We start from the raw sequence: 17,319 nt of genomic DNA on the forward strand, positions 1-17,319 counted from the left end.
TTGCTCTCCACGCGCCCCGTCCGTGCGACCGGTGGGGCCCTGGGCTCCCTCGCTGTGACGAGCTCAGGCCGACGCGGTGGGCAGAAGGGACACCGTTCGGGTGGAGGTGTAGAAATCCATCGTGGCGCGCTCCTTCTCGCGCACTCTGCGGGCATCCTTCTCCCGCTCGAAGGGGGGCAGGAACTCGGTACCGGTGGTCGGTGCGTTCACCCGCACCATCGCCGTGTTCAGGCGGTCCGCCATCGCAAGCGCCTTCTCCAGATCGCTCGTATGCAGTGAGGACACCACGCCGCGGCGGCACCTGCCCGCGACCCGGATCGCCTCGTCGAAGTCCGACGCCCCTGACAACACCGCGACGGGGCCATGGATCTCACGGCGGTTCAGGTCATGGTGTCCGGGCACATTCTCGAGCAGCACGGGGTCGACATACCAGCCCGGCGCCTCTCTCCGGCCACCCCGGGCATCCCCCGCCAGGAGGTCCGCCCCCGAGGCGAGAGCGCTGTCCGTGACGTGGACGACACGGTCACGGGCCATCTCGGAGATGACGGGGCCGCACACCGAGTCGGTCGCGTTCGGATCACGGGCGGGCAGAGCTTGCAGAGCCTGTCTCAACGCCTCGCGCAGCTTCGGCAGGACACTGTCCACGGCGATCACCCTCTTGGTGGCCGTGCGCTTCTGCCCCGCACAGCCGGCGACCGCGACGGCTATGTCGGCGGCGGCGCGTACCACGTCGGCATCCGGGAGGACCACGGCCGTGTTGTAACCACTCATATCCGCCTGAACGGGCACGCCCCGGGACGCTGCGGCGCGCACCATCGCAGTACCGACGGCGCGGGACCCGGTGAAGGAGACCACATCGGCCAGGCGGGCCACGGTGGCCCCGGCTTCGACGCCTCCGGGGGCGACCTGCAGGACGTCCGCGGGGAGAGCTCGCCCGAGGATCTCCGTCAGGCGCAGGGCGCACGCGGTGGCCTCCGGTGCGGGTTTGAGGACCACGGTGTTGCCGGCCGCGAGGGCCGGAGCCGCATTCCAGGACGGCGCGGCCAGCGGGAACTGCCAGGAGGTGATCAATCCGGCGACGCCGTGTGGACGCCGGCGAGTGAGCAGGAGCCCTGGTCCGGACGTCGGCTCGTGCACCGCTCCGGGAACGTCCTGTGGCAGCTGGGCGTAATAGCGCCAGATCGCCACGGCGCGGGTGAGTTCCTCGCGGGCCTCGGTGAGCGGCTTGCCGACTTCGCGGACCAGGAGCCCGGTCAGTTCTTCATACGCGCCCTCCAGGGCGTCTCCGGCCCGGCGCAGGACCGCAGACCGCTCGGCCGCACCGGCGGCGAGCCATGCGGCTTGGGCGCGGGCGGCCCGCTGCACGGCTCGAGCGGCGGTGTCGGGGGTGCAGCCGTACAGCTCGACGAGCACGTCGCCGGGGTCGGCGGGGTTACGGGAGATGACCACGCTGTCGGCCGTCGGGGCGGGGTGGATGTTCACAGGGGGCCTTCCGGGATGAAGTCATGACGCAGTGGGCCTCCGGACGGTCACAGGGGCCGCCTCTTCGGGCCGGCATCGGTTCCGCAGCGAGTGCAGGAGGGGCCCTACCCCGACACACGTCGGACCGATGACGATGCCGCCGCGAAGCGCCTCACGAACACCATGTAATATGTCACATGTCGAGGAGGCCCCGCTGCTGGAACTGGGCTCGGCGGCGGCCGTGCGGGGCTCGGTCGTCGCGGGGGCCGGCCCGGCTGTCCTCAGCGAGCTCGCGGTGCGAGGCGACCTGGCCCAGGGACGTCTGGTTCCGGTCGAGGTGGAGGGCGTCGACCTGCGCCGCTCGCTGCGCGCGGTGTGGCCTGCCGGCCGACATCTCGCCGGACCCCCCGCCGAGCTCCTCGCCGTCGCCGTTCACCGCGCCCGCCGTACCGGTCACGGGTGAACCGCTACCAGCCGGTGCCCGTGGGCACCCCGGCACCGCGTCCGCGAGCTCGCACGTCCTGGAGGGCGCCGCCCTGCGGGACGGGCGGCCGTTCGAACCCCGCGTCCGGACCGGCCCCGACCGTGCCGTCCACGAACCACAGAGCATCCCGTACCCACGCGACCGGGACTGTGGAACGTTCTCGTTCGACAGTCCAGGGGGAAGGCAAGGCGGCCTGGCGGTGTCTCTACCGTGCGTCGTCGGTGAGTACCACGGACGCGGTGATCCGTTTGCCGACCGCTTCCTGGTGAACGCAGAAGGTCCGGGACACCGCCATGACGATCTCCAGTCCGTGCTGGCCGACCCTTTCCGCGTCGGCTGCATGGACCTCCGGCAGGGTGGTGTCGCTGTCCCACACGGTGATCTGGACGGCATCCTCGATGATCTCCAGGTCCAGCAGGCACGGGCCGGGCGCGTATTTACGGGCGTTGGTGACCAGCTCGCTCACGACCAGCTCCACCATGCCGATCGCCCGCACCGACACCGGCAGTCTGTGCTGCGCCTGCACCGATATGAGGAAGTCGCGGGCCATGTCACGGGCCTCGGCGATCTCCGCACTGCCCTGGAAGGCGGCGGACGCCGCGATCGGCCGATCGACAAGCGGCTCCCGGCCCTCATTTCGGGCAGCAGTATCCACGAACCCGCCTCACTTCCGAAGCGCCAAGCGTTACCCAGCGCAGCTACCCCGGAAACCTCCAAGCAATGTCCGTCTTCGGTAACTTGCTGCATCGCGCAGACCGTGGGCAATCAGGGCTTGTCCCCGACACCACCTGGCGCCGGGGCAACCGACCCCGGGGAGTCGTTCCGCCAAGAGCTCCACCGGACTACGTCAGTTCGCTGAAGCGTTCGGTCTGTCGGGTGCGCCCGGCGACAATGATCGTGTCCCCCTTCTTCACCACCGTGGCGGCGGTGGCGTAGGTGAAGCCCTCGCCCGCCCGCTTGATCGCCACCACCGTGACGCCGTGCCGGGTGCGTACGTTGCTGCTGCCCAGGGGCAGTCCCACGATGTCGGCCGGTGCGCTCGTCTTGACCATGGCGAAGTCGTCTTCGAACTCGATGTAGTCCAGCATGCGGCCGCGCACCAGATGGGCGACGCGCTGCCCCATGTCGTGCTCGGGGTAGATGACATGGTGGGCGCCGATCTGGGTGAGGATACGGCCGTGCGCCTCACTGGTGGCCTTGGCCCACACGTCGTCGACGCCGAAGGAAATGAGCAGGGAAGCCGTCAGAATGCTGGCTTCCAGATTGGTGCCGATGCCGACGACGGCACGGTCGAACTCGTGAACACCGAGCTGCCGCAGCACCTCTTCCTTGGTTGAATCGGCGCGCACCACATGAGTGAGGGAGCCGGACAGGGCCTGGACCGTGTCGGGGTCTTCGTCGATACCCAGGACTTCGGTGTCCTCGTCGATCAACTCCAGGGCGAGAGCCCGGCCGAACCGGCCCAGGCCGATCACGGCGACGGAACTCGCCCGAGTGTCTCGGCGTCGGCTCTCTGCTCTGCTTCTCCGGACCGATGGCGTCTTCCGGGAGAAGAAAAGGCTAGCCAATGACGGGTCGCTCCTCGGGCAGGTCGTACATACGGACACGTGAACGCAGGGCCAGAGCCGACGCCACCATGATCGGGCCGAGGCGGCCGATGAACATCAGCACGACCAGCAGTAGCTGATGCGCGGTCGGCAGACTGGAGGTGATGCCGGTGGTCAGCCCCACGGTGGCGAACGCGGAGATCACCTCGAACAGGACCTGGTCCAGGCTGATGACGGTGGAAACCATGACGGCGATCGTGGAGAGTACCACGGCGGCCATGGACAGCAGGACGATGGTCAGAGCCTGCCGCTGCACGTCGCCGTGCAGGCGACGGCTGAAGATATTGACCGTGCTCTCGCCGCGCACTTCGGCGTAGACGACGAAGAAGAGAACGGCAAAGGTGGTGATCTTGATGCCGCCGGCCGTGCCCGCACTGGCGCCGCCGACGAACATCAGGACGTCCACACCCAGCCAGGTCGCGGAGTTCATTCCGCTGATGTCGAGACTGTTGAATCCGGCGCTCCGGGGCATCGCGCCCCCTTGGAAGAAGCCGGCGAGTATTTTGTCACTCACGTCGAGCGGGCCGAGCGTGGCCGGATTCGACCACTCGATCGCCGTGACGAAAACGCTGCCTCCGATCAGAAAGGCGGCGCTGAAGAAGAGCACGATCTTCGTGTGCAGAGACCAGGTGCGCGGCCGGTGCAGACGGCGGCGCAGCTCCAGGAGAACCGGGAAACCCAGCCCGCCCGCGATGGCCGCGAAGGCGATGGGCAGACAGATCCAGGCATCAGTCGTGAAGAGCATCAGGCTGTTGGGATACAGCACGAACCCGGCGTTGTTGAAGGCCGACACGGAATGGAAGACCCCCAGCCACAGTGCCCGCAGCCAGGGTTCGTCGTAGCCGACCGCGAAGCGTACGGTCAGAACGAGAGCCGTGAGCGCTTCGAGCGACAGGCTGGTGGCGACCACGCCGGCGATCACTCTGCGCACGTCCCCCAGGCTGAGGGTTTTCGTCTCCGCCGCGGCCGTCATGCGCGCGCGCAGCCCGAGCCGGTGGGAGACCAGGACCATCAGCAGCGACGCGAACGTCATGATCCCGAACCCGCCCACCTGGATCAGCCCGAGGATCACGGCTTGCCCGAATCCCGTCCAGTAGGCCGGCGTGTCGACGACGGTCAGACCGGTCAGGCAGACCGCGGATGCGGCGGTGAACAGGGCGTCCGGCATGCCGGCCGCACCAGGCCCCTGACGAGCGAACGGCAGCATCAGCAGGACGGTCCCGACCGCGATCGTCGCGGCGAACCCCGCCACCACGATCTGCGCCGGGTGCCGCCGCCGTCCAAGGCGATCCATCACGCCACCTCCGGTGTGCCGCCCCGACTCACATCCGCCGATCTCCCGTCCGCCTGTCCTGGTGAGCCGGGTAGCCGCACTGCGTGACAGACAGGGCGAAGCCCCCGGTGGACAGGTCCTGGGCCAGTAAAACCGTGCCCACCAGAGGCTTCGCGTGCCTGTCTACCCGGCCGGCCCGGAAGTGTCCAGTTCAGACCTCCGCTTCGTCCCGGCGCGTCCGAGGGGACTCCTCAGGTGGCCCGTCCGTGCTCACCCGGCGCCTGCCGGCTCCGTCATCGCGCCAGGCATGAGGCACCGGTGGCCGCTCGGCGCTGCGGTCTCGCCACCGCGACCGCGTGGCACGAACGCGCCGCGCAGACGCTCGCGCCCGCAAGGCCGGCGGCACCGACCTCAGCGTCCTGCGTCGGGTGCTGCACGAGCACGGCCCGACCGACTGGCGTGCCGGGGACACCCTGACGACTGGCTCCCGGGTCCTGGCGATCACCGGGCTCTACCGCCCGACCCCGGTCGTCCGCACGACATCGCCACCGTCGTACGGCGCGGACTGCCGCCGCTGCGGGCAGGCGTGCGACGACCCGCTCGCCTCCCCCGCACGGTCGCCCCGGCGACCGCGCGGGCTCGGCCCGGGCGACGTTTCGCCCGTACCGGCCCGGTTACTCATGAAGCGTCTTATCCGCGTGCCTCCCTCTGCCCACGTGGACCGGAGGCAGCGTCATCCGTCGACGGGATCGGAACGGAGTGTCCATGGCCAGCACCAAGGTGGCCGACTACATCCTCCAACGGCTCCGCGAGTGGGACGTCGACCACGTCTTCGCCTACGCCGGCGACGGCATCAACGGTCTGCTGGCGGCATGGGGGCGGGCGGACAACGACCGTGCCTGATTGTGCCGATGTGCTCGGGCGGGTGACCGCGCGGCACCCGGCGGCTGCCTGATCGCGTCCCAGGCGGCCTTCGTCCTGTTGAACAGGTTGCAGGTGGCGTCGAGGTTCTTCGCGGCGGTCGGCGTCGCGGTGCGGTAGCGCTTGTGCGTCATCCTGCTGGTCTTCAGCAGCATGCCGCCGTAGAAGATCTTGCCCGCGTTCTGGATGCCGACCCCGGTGAGGGTGGTGTTGTTGCAGGTCGGACTGGTCGGCTTGCCGTCACCGGGGTCGGTGCCATGGTGTCGATGGACAGCGGGTTCGGGCCGTTCCACTCACTGTGGCCGCTGCCCGCGCGCACGTCGTCGTAGGAGTCGATGACTTTGCCAGTGCGCGCGTCGACGAAGACGTGCAGCCGGCTGGGGCGCTTGTCCTTGGTGGTGCCGGTGACGACGGTCTCCCAGGCGAGCCTCGCCTTGTCGCCCCGCACCGACACAACCAGCCGCTGCGACTCGGTCCCTTCGGTCTTCTTCAGCTTCGCGCGGCTGGTGCGCGCCGCCGAGGCGGCCTTGACCTTGGCCTCGGTGCCGACGGGTATCCGGACGTCGGACGCGGCGCGCACGTCGCCGTCGCCGTCGGCCAGGACCACGGCGTCGCCGCCGACCACGGGCAGACCTCGGTAGGTCCGCTCGTATGCGATCGAGTACAGCCCCTTGCCCCAGGGGGTGACCATGGTGCGGTCGTAGCGCTCGTCGGGTCCCTTGGCGAGGGCGTCGATTCCGCTGGAGGTGACCTTGTCCGCGGCGGCGACGGCCCGGTCGACGGGCTTCGGGTCTGCGGCCGCGGCCGTCGTGCCGCGTCCCGCGGCTGCCCGGGCGGTGGTGACGGCGGGCAGAGCCACCGTTCCCATGGCCACGACCAGGGAGAGGCCGGCCACGGCGAGTCTTCGTTTCACCTGTACTCCTTGACGTTCGGTGTCATGGACGCGGTGCGGTGGGCCGGTCGGTCCAGGAAGACGACAGGGCTTCGCCGATGCCGTACACGAGGGACGATCTGTCATGCCCACAGCCAACAGCGGGCCACGTTCGCACCGAGCGCAGTCGCGAGCCACGGACTGGGCGGCTCGACGGGGCAGCTGGCACATCTGGGCAAAGCCCTCGCCGCGGCGAAGCCGGTCGGGCTGCGCACTCTCCGCGGCGGGACCTGAGCAAACGGACGGAGGCCGGACGACGAAGGGGCGCATCGGGCAAGGAACCGGCACACCGGGCGGGTGCGGCCGACACGCCGCGGACCGTCCCCGTCTCCCTGCCTGTTCCTGAGCCCCGATCCGGTCCGTGGGCCCGCCCCGATCGGCTCTGTCCCGTTTGTCGTGGCCCGTGTGGGCACCCGGTGTGGAACCGATGGACTTGTGGGAGGAGTACCGATGACAGTCGGCCTCCGGCCGCGCGGCCGACGCGCTCTCGCGGCGGCCGCACTCGCCCTTGCGGTGACCGCAGGTGGATGTGGGGGGGGGGATGACTTCTCCCTGCCGGACTGGAACGCGCCCGGTCAGAACGCCCGCGTCGGCGACATCATGATCCGGTACGCGCACGTGGCCGAACCGCAGGGCGAGCCGTGGCAACCGGGCGACGACGTCCCGGCATACGTGTGGCTCTACAACAAGGGCAAGGAAGCCGACAGGCTCGTGGGCGCCACCACTCCGAACGCGGCCTCGGTGGACATCGTCGACTCCGACGGCAAGCGGCTCGGGGACGGGGTGGACCTCCCAGCGAACACGCTCGTGGAACTGGAACCGGGCACGTCCCACCTGGTGCTGCGGGACGCACGCCAGGTGATCAGGGGCGGGGACTTCATGAAGATCACGATGCGCTTCGAGAAGGCCGGGTCGATCACCTTCGACATCCAGGCGCAGAGCCCCGCCTACGACGAAAGCCCCTCCCCCACCTCCTGAGCCAGCACGTCAGCCGTCGGTCGTGCACCACGTGAGGGCCGTGCGCCGGGCCTGTCAGAAGGTGCGAGCGGGAGCACCGGGCCGGTAGCCGTCTCCTTCGGAGAACTCGGCGGCGATCGCGAAACGATCGGCACGGACCAGCGTCTGCCGCCACTCGACGGCGCGCTCCCCGGCGTCTCTCCCCAGCCGGTCGATCGCGAACAGAGCGGTGGAACCCAGCATGCGAGTCGGGCCAGCTCTCCCCGTCCCGGCACGACAGCCCGGATGAGTTCCCATCCCCCGCTGACGCGGACGGCGCAGTGGCGCTCGAGCTCGTCGTAGAGCGATGTGCGGGTGAAGTCGACGCCCAGGAGCGGTCGGGCTACCGCCGCGGGCAGCCAGACCCGGTCGACGGCAAGGCGCTCCTCGTCGGCCAGTCGCGGCCGTTCGAGATGGACCAGCAGCGTGGACTCCTCGACCTCCAGTCGAGCGGCCACCACTCCGTCGGCCCGCTGGTCGAGGACGCGGACGCCACTGCGCTGGACCGCGCCGACGGCCTCCACGGCCCGGAAGAGGCTGTATGCCTCACCGACCCTGGGCTCCAGCGGACCGTCCGCGGCGAACCGCGAGAGCCTGCCGCGATGCGCCGTGACGATGGCCTGCGCCCGCAGTTGCCGGAGTGCCTCGCGCACCGTGCGCCGGCTGACCTCGTACTCGGTGGCGAGATCGTGCTCCCCCGGGAACGTCTCGCGGAACTCCCCGCCGTCCAGGGAGTGCTGGTCGCGGCGGCCGGACCGATCGGCTTCGTCGGACTGATGATGCCCCACATCGTGCGCCTGTTCGTCGGCGGCGACCACCGCCGGGTCCTGCCCACGGCGGCACTGGGAGGGGCGGTCTTCCTCGTCTGGGCCGACATCGCCGCACGGACGATCGCCGCACCGACGGAGATACCCGTCGGCGTGCTCACAGCCCTGTGCGGCGGTCCGTTCCTCCTGTGGCTGATGCGCCGGGACGCCCGGCGCATCACCGACCGAGGAGTGGCATGACCGCGACCGAACTGAGCGTCGACGGCGTCACGCTCACCGCCGGAGCCCGCAACCTGGTGCGCGACGTCTCCCTGACCGCCCACGGATCGTTCCGTTCGAACTGGTCGATGCCGAGCTTGCCGAGCGCGGAGGGGTCCAGCAGCGGCTGCGGAAGCTGCCCGTGCGGGGCGTGGTCCACCTGCTGCCAGCCGCGGCCCTGTTCGAGGATTGCGGGTATCGCGAGGTATGGCGCAAGCTCACCGGCGCCCTGGTGGGGCTGCCGCTGGTTGAAGTGAGCGCGACCGCGCTGTGGCACGCCCGCTGCCGGCTCGGTGTCCGCCCGGTGCGGGCCTTGTTCGACCTGCTCCGCGGACCCGCCAGCGCGATCCGTACCACCGGAGCACGCTGGAAGGGTCTGCTCGTCACCGCTATCGACGGCACCCACCTGGGCATCGCCGACGACCAGCGGTCCGCGCCAAGCTGGGCAAGGGATCCAACCAGTACACGGCCGCCTCGGGATACCCGCAGGTCCTGCTGGTGGCCCTGGTCGCCTGTGGCACGTGCGTCACGGGTGATGCGGCAAGTCGTCGTCCGCGAGCAGTCGACGCGTCGCTCCCGCCGCGAAGTCGGACACGGTCGTCAGATCGTCGCCCTGGTCGACTCTGCGGATGCATGCATCGACGACTGCCTGGACCACCGCCACGGTCAGCTCGGGCTGCGGCTGCCCCAGTTCGCGCACGACCCGGGCGAGCGCCTCGTGCAGCGAGATGTGCAGGCTCCTCACCCGCTCCCGCGCCGACGGCGAGAGGGAGCCGCGCGAGAGCGCGGCCCGCCAGCCGTGGGTGCCGCGAGCGGCCTGTTCGAGATTGGCCCTGACGTAGGCGGCCACCTGCTCCTCGGGTGAGGTCTCGGCCGCGATGGCCCGCTCCACAGCGTCGATCCAGTCGGGGAACTCCCGGGTGACGACGAGTTCGAGCAGGTCGTCGATGGAGTCGAAGTAACGGTAGATGCTGTTGCGGGCGATGCCGGCCCGTGCGGCGACCGCGCCCGCGGTGAGGGCCTCCACACCGCTCTCGTTCAGGATTGCCTCGGCCGCGTCGATCAGCTGCGCGAGCCGCTGGGCCCGGTGCTCCTGGACGCTGCCGGCTTCGATCTTGGGCATTCTCTCCGCTCCGCCTCGGGTGCTGCGCCGTCCCACGCCAATCTATCCCCGCGTCCGAGGCGCCGAGGGGGCCTGTGTTAGCTTGACGCAACTTAGAGACACCCTGTCGCTAAGGTCTGTCCGTGCTTCCTGCCGAAGGCTGCCCGATGCAACCGATGAACTCCCCCGCTCTGCTCCGATGTCTCCTGGGATCGAAGAATCGCGCCGCCGTGGTGGTGGCCTTCTGGGTCCTGATCGCGGGCCTCCTCGCCGGGGTCGCCCCGGTCCTGGAATCCGTCGAGGACAACGCGTCCGCCAACCTGCCGCCCGCCGCCTCGGACTCCATGAAGGCTCGTGATCTCGTCCGAGCCCAGCTTCCGGGCCAGGACGCGACGCCGGCGATCATCGTGGTCCGCGGCAAGGGCACCGACGCCACGGCGAGCGCCACGCAGGCGGTCGCCGCCATCACCTCGGCCCTTTCCGGAACCAGCCGACCCGACCATGTCGTGAGCGTGGTCTCCACGGTGACCGCTCCCGACGCCGTGACCGAGTTGGTCTCGCAGGACCGCGGTGCCCAGCTGGTCATCGTGCCCATGAAGGGAAGCCCCTCGGACGAGTCCTTCCAGAACGCGGTCGACGAGGTGCGTGCCCTCGCGTCCGACCGGGCCGAGCCCGCCGACGTCGCGGTGACCGGCCCCGCCGGGATCGCCACCGACACCGTGAAGGTCTTCAGCGGCGGTGACAAAGTCCTGCTGCTGGCCACCACCGTGCTGGTCCTGATCATCCTGCTGACGATCTACCGCTCGCCCCTGATGGCGCTCGTGCCGCTTCTTGCCGTGGGCGTGGCTATGCGCGTGGCGGAGACGCTCGGCGCGATTCTCGCGGACGCCGGAGTCATCACGGTCAGCTCCCAGACCGCCTCGATCATGACCGTGCTGCTGTTCGGGGTGGGCACGGACTACGCGCTGATCATCACCGCCCGCTACCGCGAGACCCTGCTCGACGAGCCAGACCGCGCCCGCGCGATGCAGACCGCCGTGCGCCGCACCGCCGAGTCCGTCCTCGCCAGCGCCTCAACCATCGTGCTCGCCATGTTCGCCCTGCTCGTGGCCGTCTCCCCGGCACTTCATGGCTTCGGACCGTACCTCGCCCTGGGCGTGGCCGTCATGGCGCTGGTGGCGTTCACCTTCATCCCCGCCCTGGTCCTCCTGCTGGGTAGGGGCGTCTTCTGGCCCGGAGGCGTGGACAAGGCCGCCGAACGCAGTCGCGGCGCAGGCATCTGGCACCGCATCGCCGCCCTGGTCGCCCGGGCCCCCGTCAAGGTGGCCTCGGCCGTGATCGCACTCCTCGTGGTGCTGAGCGCGGGACTGCTCGGCTACCAGGAGAGCTTCAACACCCTCAGCGGTTTCCGCGCCGCAACCGAGTCGGAGCACGGGCAGCAACTCATCCAGGAGGAATTCGGGCCCGGCGAGATCGCCCCCAGTACCGTCGTCGTCCATTCCCAGGACAACCTGCGCTCCAGCCCCGCACCCGCCGACATCGCCACCGCGCTCACCGATGCCGATCACGTCAGCCGTGTCGCAGACCCCCGCATGGGCAAGGACGGCAAGACCGTCTTCTACGAGGTCGTCCTCGACCTCGACCCCTACAGCTCCAAGGCACTCGATGCGATCGGTCCCCTCAAGCAGGCCACACAGTCCGCGGCCCAGGCCGCCGGAGTGCAGGACGCCACGGTGCTCATCGGCGGTGAGACCGCGCAGAACGCCGACATCCGCTCCGCCCTCGACCGCGACACGACCTTCATCGTGCTCCTGGTCCTGGCCCTCGTCACCGCGGTCCTCGTCCTGCTGCTCCGCTCGCTCCTTGCCCCGCTCTACCTGGTCGCGACCCTGATCCTGTCGTTCCTGGCCACCCTGGGCGCCACCACCTTCTTCACCGTGACCGTCCTCGGTGACGACGGCATCGGCAACCGCGTCACCGCGTACATCTTCGTCTTCCTCGTCGCGCTCGGCGTCGACTACAACATCTTCATCATGAGCCGGTTCAAGCAGGAACTGCGCACCCAGCCCCCAGCGAAGGCGATCACCGCCGCCCTGACACGCACCGGCGGCGTCATCTCCTCCGCGGGCCTCATCCTCGCGGCGACCTTCGCCGTCCTGATGACCCAGCCGATCCGCGAACTGTTCCAGTTCGGCTTCGCCATGGCCTTCGGCATCCTGCTGGACACCTTCCTCATCCGCCCGCTCCTGGTCCCCGCCATCGTCCGCCTGCTCGGCGACCGCGCCCTGTGGCCTGCACGCCCAGGCACCCCGCAGACGCCTTCCACGCCCACTTCCGAACCGCCTTCCGCCGACGTGCCGGCCACACGGGCTGCCGAAACCGGCTCCGGGCGTCTGCTGCGCGCGTTCACCTGGATCGCGGTCATCGAAGCGTGCACATGGGCGGGCCTGCTGGCCGGAATGTACTTCAAGTACATTCCCGAAACCACCGAACTCGGCGTACGGATCTTCGGCACCCTCCACGGTGCCGCCTTCATCGTCTACGTGTCCCTGACCATCCTGGTCGCGATCCGGCTGAAGTGGCGGCTGGGCCGGACCACGATCTTCGCCCTGCTGGCCGCCGTACCCCCGTTCATGACTGTCGCGTTCGAAATCTGGGCCCGCCGCACAGGCAAGCTCCCTCAGCCGGCCGCGACCCCGAGCCCAACTCCAGCCCGGTAACCGCACCCCGCAGAGGGACTCGATCGGACACGCGGTGCACATCACCGCCATCGCCGTGCGGGCCCCGGCCGGGCGGGACAACCACCGACATCACGCCAACAACCGAAAGAAGACAGGAATGTTCACCGCCGTCACCGAGTTCACCGTCGCCGCGCCCGCCCAGGGCGCGTTCGAGGACAACTTCACCGCCAGCATGCGCGCCACCCTTACCGACGTGCCGGGGCTGCGCAACACACGGCTGCTGCGTCCCCGCAAGGGCGCACACGGCTACCTGGCCGTCCCCGACTTCGAGGACGACACCGCGTTCACCGCCTACACCTTGTCGGAGGCGTTCCGCGCCGCGCACGCCGACCCCACCCCCTCGCTCGCCGACGACAACCGCGTCACGGTCTTCGAAGCGGTCACACAGGTCTGACATTTCTGGCCCCGCGGGTGCCGGAACAGCTCGCGCGGCCGAGCCGCGCGGGATGACGCAGACCGGTGCCTCCTGGCCGCACCGCGGCAGCGGTGACCGCCCTTGCCTGTACGGGTAGGCAGACCACATGCAGGGGCCGGGCATTCTGGACCGCGGCAAAGGCCAAGTCGGGGTGGGGTTCGTGTCCGGCTCGAACTGGCCGTGGGGGTTCACATGGGTCCAAAGCACGGGGCACCAAGCCCAGCCGGTACCACAACTCCGGACGCTGCTGAGGTCCTGGAGAATGGGAACTCCGCCCACCACATGCTGTTCAGCGGCGGATGAGCCCCAGGTCGGTCGCGGTGGCCACAGCGGCGGTGCGTGAGTCGGTTCCGAGTTTGGCGTAGATGCGGGCCAGGTGGGACTTGACGGTGCCTTCGGTGAGGTGGAGCCGCTGGCCGATCGTCTGGTTGGACAAGCCCTCGGCGACCAATGAGAGGACTTCGGTCTCACGTCGGGTCAGGTTGGTGGCGGGGGCGCGGAGCCGGTTCATGAGCCGGTCGGCGACGGCGGGGGCGAGGGTGGTCCGGCCGGTGAAGGCGGTGCGGACCGCAAAGGCCAGGTCTTCGGGTGGGACGTCTTTGAGGAGGTAGCCGGTGGCGCCGGCCTCGATGGCGGGCAGGGTGTCGGCGTCGGAGTCGTAGGTCGTGACGATCAGCACGCGGGGGGCTCCCGGACGGGCGGTGATCTGTGCGGTGGCCTCGGCGCCGCCCATTCCCTTGCCGAACTGGAGATCCATCAGAACGACGTCGATGTCGCCCTGGGCGGCGCGGGCGACCGCGTCCTCGGCGGTGGCGGCCTCGGCGACGACGGTGAGACCGGGTTCCGTCTCCAGAACAGCGCGCAGCCCGGCGCGTACCACCGGGTGGTCGTCGGCCAGGAGCAGGCGGATGGCGTGGTCGGTCACCGGTGGTCCTCGATCTCTGTGTCGGCGGGGGCGGGTAGGGGGAGCTGAGCGGCCAGGGCGGTGCCGCGTCCGGGGGCGGCTTCGACGGTGAGGCTGCCACCGAGAGCGTGCATGCGGGCGCGCATGGCGGCCAGGCCGAAGCCGCCGCTGCCGGGGTCGGCGGCCGGTACCCGGCCGGGGTCGAATCCGGTGCCGTCGTCGACGACGTCGAGGGCGACATGATCGCCGAGGTGGCTGAGGGTGACCTCGACACGGGTGGCGCCGGCGTGGCGGACGGTGTTGGCGAGGGCGGATTGGGCGACGCGCAGCAGGGCGACCTCGTGTGCGGTGGGCAGCGGCAGGGGGTCACCGGTGAGGTGGAAGCGTGCGGTGACGGGGTGCCGGGCGGAAGTGGTGGCGCACAAGCGCTCCAGGGCGCCCGCCAGGGTGGAGTCCTCCAGGGCGGGCGGGGTGAGGGCGGCGACGAAGCGGCGGGCTTCGGCGAGGTTGTCCACGGCGGCCTGGCGTGCCTGGTCCACGTAGCGGGCAGCGGGGCTTTCCTCAGTGCCGGGCAGGGCACGTTCGGCGGCGCGCAGGAGCAGTTGGATGCTGGACAGCCCCTGGGCGAGGGTGTCGTGGATCTCGCGGGCCAGGCGTTCGCGTTCGGCCAGTACACCGGCGGTGTGCTGGGCACGGGCCAGGTCGACGCGGGTGGCGGTGAGTTCCACGATCAGGCGACGGCGCTGTTCGCTCTCACGGAACAGTGCCTGGTATCCCCACACCACCGCGACGGCGACCGCGGCTCCCAGAGCTGGGCCGATCGCCATGGCGAGGCTGAAAGAGCCCTGATGGGCTGCGAAGCCGGTGATCGCCGCGAGGGTGGTCGTGGCCACGGCGGCCAGACCGGCGCGGCGCGGCAGCAGGTGGAGCTGGAGGAAGAACAGCGGGAAGGCGACCCAGACGGCGTCGGCGGACAGCGCCAGCAGCGCCAGCCAGCAGGCACCCACGGCGGCCAGCCACACTGCGGCGGCCCGCGGGGAGCGGCGGATGCGCGGCAGGGCCGGCCCGGCCGAGTACGCCACGGCGCACGCCGCGGCCACGACGACGGTCATCGCTGCGTGCGGCTCGCTATCGGCCACGGCCCGGCCCGCCGCCAGGACCAGGAGCGCGACGATCAGCAGGTGCAGGCACCAGGCCAGTGCACGGGTGGTCGGGGTCAGGGAGGGAGCGGTGGTGTTCACAGTCCCTCCAGCCTAAGGACGCACACCCCAACGCGGCCTCCATCGAAAGTTACAACTCGCGCGCCGTCCTTCGATCCGCCAAGTGCTGTCCTGAGCCAGATGTGTGCGCGGGGGGCTGACGGCAATGGTGGAGGCTTACCTCATCCGCAGCCAGAAAAAGGCAGGCCAAAGCCGTGTTCGTCGCCTGGAGAGACCTGAAGTTCGCCAAGGGGCGGTTCGCCCTGATGGGGACCGTCATCGTGCTCATCACCCTGCTGGTCGGCCTGCTGTCCGGACTGACTGCCGGGCTGGGCCGGCAGAACGTCTCCGCCATCACCGGCCTGCCGGCCGACAGGATCGCCTTCCAGGCGCCCAGCGGCGGCCAGGACGTGTCCTACTCCAACTCCACCGTCATCGCCAAGCAGTGGCAGCAGTGGTCCAAGACGCCCGGCGTGGAAAGTGCCGAACCGCTGGGCATCACCACCACCAAGGCCACCGCCGGCGACAGGAGCACCGGGGTATCCGCCTTCGGCATCCAGCCCGGCTCCCGCCTCGCCCCGGACAGCGACAAGATCAACGGTAAGTCGGTGGTGCTGTCCACCACGGCTGCCGACGACCTCGGACTCAAGGCGGGGGACGCCTTCACCCTGGCCGGTGACCGGCTGACCGTAGCCGCCGTCAAGGGCGATGCCTCGTTCAGCCACACCCCAGTGATCTGGACCAGCCTCGATGTCTGGCAGGAGACCGCGCCCCCCACCACCGGCGGTGACGGCCCGGCTGCGACCGTGATCGCCCTGACCACCACCTCCAACGCCGATCTGGCGGCCACCGACCAGGCCGCAGGCACCAAGACGCTCTCCAAGGACGACTCGCTCTCCGCGATCGGCTCCTACGCCTCCGAGAACGGCTCCTTGCAGCTGATGCGCGGCTTCCTGTTCGCCATCTCCGCCCTGGTCATCGGCGCCTTCTTCACCGTGTGGACCATCCAGCGCAGCGGCGACGTCGCCGTCCTCAAGGCGCTGGGCGCCTCCACGGCCAACCTCCTCAAGGACGCACTGGGCCAGGCCGTCGTCCTGCTCGTCGGCGGCACCCTGCTCGGCACCGGCCTCGCCGCAGGTCTCGGGGCGCTCGTCTCCGGCAGCGCCGTGCCCTTCCTCCTCACCCCCACAACCGTCCTGCTCCCGGCCGCCGTGGTGATCCTCCTCGGCCTCCTCGGCGCGGGCCTGGCCATCCGCCGCATCACCTCCGTCGACCCGCTGACCGCCCTGGGGAGCGCCCGATGAGCCTTGACCTGACCGACATCACTCTCACCTATCCCGACGGCGACAGCCGACTGACCGCCCTCGACAACGTCACACTCGACGTCCCCAAGGGCAGCCTCGCGGCCGTGATCGGCCCCTCCGGCTCCGGCAAGTCCAGCCTCCTTGCCGTCGCCGCCACCCTCATCACCCCCGACACCGGCGCCGTCACCATCGACGGCATTCTCACCACCGGTATGAGCCGCGGCGAGCTCACCGATCTGCGCCGCCACAAGATCGGCATCGTCTTCCAGCAGCCCAACCTGCTGCCCTCCCTCACCGCCGCCGAACAGCTCCAGGTCATGGCCCAGCTCGACGGCCGCTCACCGGCCAAGGCCCGCACCCGCGCCCTCGACCTGCTCGACGCGGTCGGCCTGGCCGACCTCGCGGGCCGCCGCCCGCACCAGCTTTCCGGCGGCCAGCGCCAGCGCGTCAACATCGCCCGCGCCCTGATGAACGACCCCACCGTCCTCCTGGTCGACGAACCCACCAGCGCCCTCGACCACGAACGCGGCGCCGCGATCATCGACCTGATCACCCGCCTCACCCACCAGCAGGCCACCGCCACCGTCCTGGTCACCCACGACCGCACCCGCCTCACCGCCGTCGACCAGATCGCCGAAGTCCACGACGGCCGCCTCCATCTGCCCGCAGCAGCCCGCTGACCCTCCGACGCCCCCAGGCCCGGGGACGTGCCCCAGCACACCAGGGGGCACGCCCCGGCCCCTCCCCTCGTCCGCACTATGAGATGGCCTTCCGAGCGGCAGCCGGGTTCTGCCAGCATGCCCGCATGCAGCAGCAGCTGATTACCAGCGGCAGCGTGCCGGCACCGAGCCCGCAGGAGTAACCCTCCCCGGCTCACCGCCCGCACGCAGACCTCTCGCACCTCGCGAGGGGTCTTTTTCGTTTTCCGGCCCCACCACGGCCCCCATAGACAAGGA

Annotated in this window: 14 protein-coding genes and 5 pseudogenes; 9 read left to right on the forward strand and 10 right to left on the reverse strand. The window is 70.2% G+C overall.

Annotation, left to right across the window (positions count from 1 at the left end; genetic code table 11):
* Window positions 1-63: 63 nt before the first annotated feature.
* On the reverse strand, window positions 64-1,482 hold the full coding sequence (locus ACSU53_RS02360) for an aldehyde dehydrogenase family protein (protein WP_437024526.1): 1,419 nt from the start codon (window positions 1,480-1,482) through the stop codon (window positions 64-66).
* 181 nt (window positions 1,483-1,663) lie between these two features.
* On the opposite strand from ACSU53_RS02360, the pseudogene ACSU53_RS02365 reads away from it, so the two are divergent.
* Window positions 1,664-1,924, forward strand: a pseudogene (locus tag ACSU53_RS02365) (LysR substrate-binding domain-containing protein); the annotation flags it as partial.
* 226 nt (window positions 1,925-2,150) lie between these two features.
* Here ACSU53_RS02365 and ACSU53_RS02370 read toward each other — a convergent pair.
* From ACSU53_RS02370 to ACSU53_RS02380, 3 genes are all read right to left on the reverse strand, one after another.
* Window positions 2,151-2,600, reverse strand: coding sequence for an ATP-binding protein (locus ACSU53_RS02370; protein ID WP_164443959.1), 450 nt, complete (start codon window positions 2,598-2,600; stop codon window positions 2,151-2,153).
* Between the two features lie 187 nt (window positions 2,601-2,787).
* Entirely contained in the window at window positions 2,788-3,420 is a 633-nt protein-coding gene (locus ACSU53_RS02375) for an NAD-binding protein (RefSeq protein WP_164443960.1), read from the reverse strand.
* Window positions 3,421-3,505: 85 nt separating this feature from the next.
* Window positions 3,506-4,846: a TrkH family potassium uptake protein gene (locus tag ACSU53_RS02380; RefSeq protein WP_164443961.1), complete on the reverse strand. Its 1,341-nt coding sequence runs from the start codon at window positions 4,844-4,846 to the stop codon at window positions 3,506-3,508.
* A 744-nt stretch (window positions 4,847-5,590) separates the two neighbouring features.
* Between ACSU53_RS02380 and ACSU53_RS02385 the strand changes: the two genes are divergently transcribed.
* The gene (locus ACSU53_RS02385; RefSeq protein ID WP_164443932.1) at window positions 5,591-5,728 is read left to right on the forward strand and encodes a hypothetical protein; all 138 of its coding nucleotides are present in this window, start codon (window positions 5,591-5,593) and stop codon (window positions 5,726-5,728) included.
* A gap of 41 nt (window positions 5,729-5,769) precedes the next feature.
* Here the strand turns inward: ACSU53_RS02385 and ACSU53_RS02390 are convergent.
* A pseudogene (locus tag ACSU53_RS02390) lies at window positions 5,770-6,614 on the reverse strand (hypothetical protein); the annotation flags it as partial.
* A gap of 513 nt (window positions 6,615-7,127) precedes the next feature.
* Here ACSU53_RS02390 and ACSU53_RS02395 point away from each other — a divergent pair.
* Window positions 7,128-7,655 carry a copper chaperone PCu(A)C gene (locus ACSU53_RS02395; RefSeq protein ID WP_437024527.1) on the forward strand — a complete coding sequence of 176 codons (528 nt, stop codon included), beginning with the start codon at window positions 7,128-7,130 and terminating at the stop codon, window positions 7,653-7,655.
* 54 nt (window positions 7,656-7,709) lie between these two features.
* On the opposite strand, the gene ACSU53_RS02400 is transcribed toward ACSU53_RS02395, so the two are convergent.
* Complete coding sequence (locus tag ACSU53_RS02400) at window positions 7,710-7,877, reverse strand: hypothetical protein (RefSeq protein ID WP_362102644.1); 168 nt, start codon at window positions 7,875-7,877, stop codon at window positions 7,710-7,712.
* 59 nt (window positions 7,878-7,936) lie between these two features.
* Window positions 7,937-8,491: pseudogene (locus ACSU53_RS02405) on the reverse strand (GntR family transcriptional regulator); the annotation flags it as partial.
* On the opposite strand from ACSU53_RS02405, the pseudogene ACSU53_RS02410 reads away from it, so the two are divergent.
* Together ACSU53_RS02410 and ACSU53_RS02415 are read left to right on the forward strand one after the other, a co-directional pair.
* Window positions 8,399-8,680: pseudogene (locus ACSU53_RS02410) on the forward strand (FecCD family ABC transporter permease); the annotation flags it as partial. The pseudogenes ACSU53_RS02405 and ACSU53_RS02410 sit on opposite strands and share 93 nt — an antisense overlap.
* A gap of 100 nt (window positions 8,681-8,780) precedes the next feature.
* Window positions 8,781-8,960 (forward strand): annotated as a pseudogene (locus tag ACSU53_RS02415) (transposase domain-containing protein); the annotation flags it as partial.
* Between the two features lie 264 nt (window positions 8,961-9,224).
* Here the strand turns inward: ACSU53_RS02415 and ACSU53_RS02420 are convergent.
* Window positions 9,225-9,821: a TetR/AcrR family transcriptional regulator gene (locus ACSU53_RS02420; protein ID WP_437024528.1), complete on the reverse strand. Its 597-nt coding sequence runs from the start codon at window positions 9,819-9,821 to the stop codon at window positions 9,225-9,227.
* 155 nt (window positions 9,822-9,976) lie between these two features.
* Here ACSU53_RS02420 and ACSU53_RS02425 point away from each other — a divergent pair, with 155 nt between their 5' ends.
* Together ACSU53_RS02425 and ACSU53_RS02430 are read left to right on the forward strand one after the other, a co-directional pair.
* Window positions 9,977-12,520 carry an MMPL family transporter gene (locus tag ACSU53_RS02425; protein WP_437024529.1) on the forward strand — a complete coding sequence of 848 codons (2,544 nt, stop codon included), beginning with the start codon at window positions 9,977-9,979 and terminating at the stop codon, window positions 12,518-12,520.
* 118 nt (window positions 12,521-12,638) lie between these two features.
* A complete protein-coding gene (locus ACSU53_RS02430; RefSeq protein WP_239064166.1) occupies window positions 12,639-12,935 on the forward strand; it encodes an antibiotic biosynthesis monooxygenase family protein in 297 nt (98 codons plus the stop codon).
* 310 nt (window positions 12,936-13,245) lie between these two features.
* On the opposite strand, the gene ACSU53_RS02435 is transcribed toward ACSU53_RS02430, so the two are convergent.
* Window positions 13,246-13,881 carry a response regulator gene (locus ACSU53_RS02435; protein WP_164333338.1) on the reverse strand — a complete coding sequence of 212 codons (636 nt, stop codon included), beginning with the start codon at window positions 13,879-13,881 and terminating at the stop codon, window positions 13,246-13,248.
* Complete coding sequence (locus ACSU53_RS02440) at window positions 13,878-15,101, reverse strand: sensor histidine kinase (RefSeq protein ID WP_437024530.1); 1,224 nt, start codon at window positions 15,099-15,101, stop codon at window positions 13,878-13,880. The genes ACSU53_RS02435 and ACSU53_RS02440 overlap by 4 nt, the downstream gene beginning before the upstream one ends.
* A 173-nt stretch (window positions 15,102-15,274) precedes the next feature.
* Here ACSU53_RS02440 and ACSU53_RS02445 point away from each other — a divergent pair, with 173 nt between their 5' ends.
* Window positions 15,275-16,363: an FtsX-like permease family protein gene (locus ACSU53_RS02445; protein WP_164443963.1), complete on the forward strand. Its 1,089-nt coding sequence runs from the start codon at window positions 15,275-15,277 to the stop codon at window positions 16,361-16,363.
* Entirely contained in the window at window positions 16,360-17,043 is a 684-nt protein-coding gene (locus tag ACSU53_RS02450) for an ABC transporter ATP-binding protein (protein ID WP_164333335.1), read from the forward strand. The genes ACSU53_RS02445 and ACSU53_RS02450 overlap by 4 nt, the downstream gene beginning before the upstream one ends.
* Window positions 17,044-17,319: the final 276 nt, after the last annotated feature.

The organism is Streptomyces sp. enrichment culture, assembly GCF_964273255.1.
GTDB lineage: Bacteria > Actinomycetota > Actinomycetes > Streptomycetales > Streptomycetaceae > Streptomyces.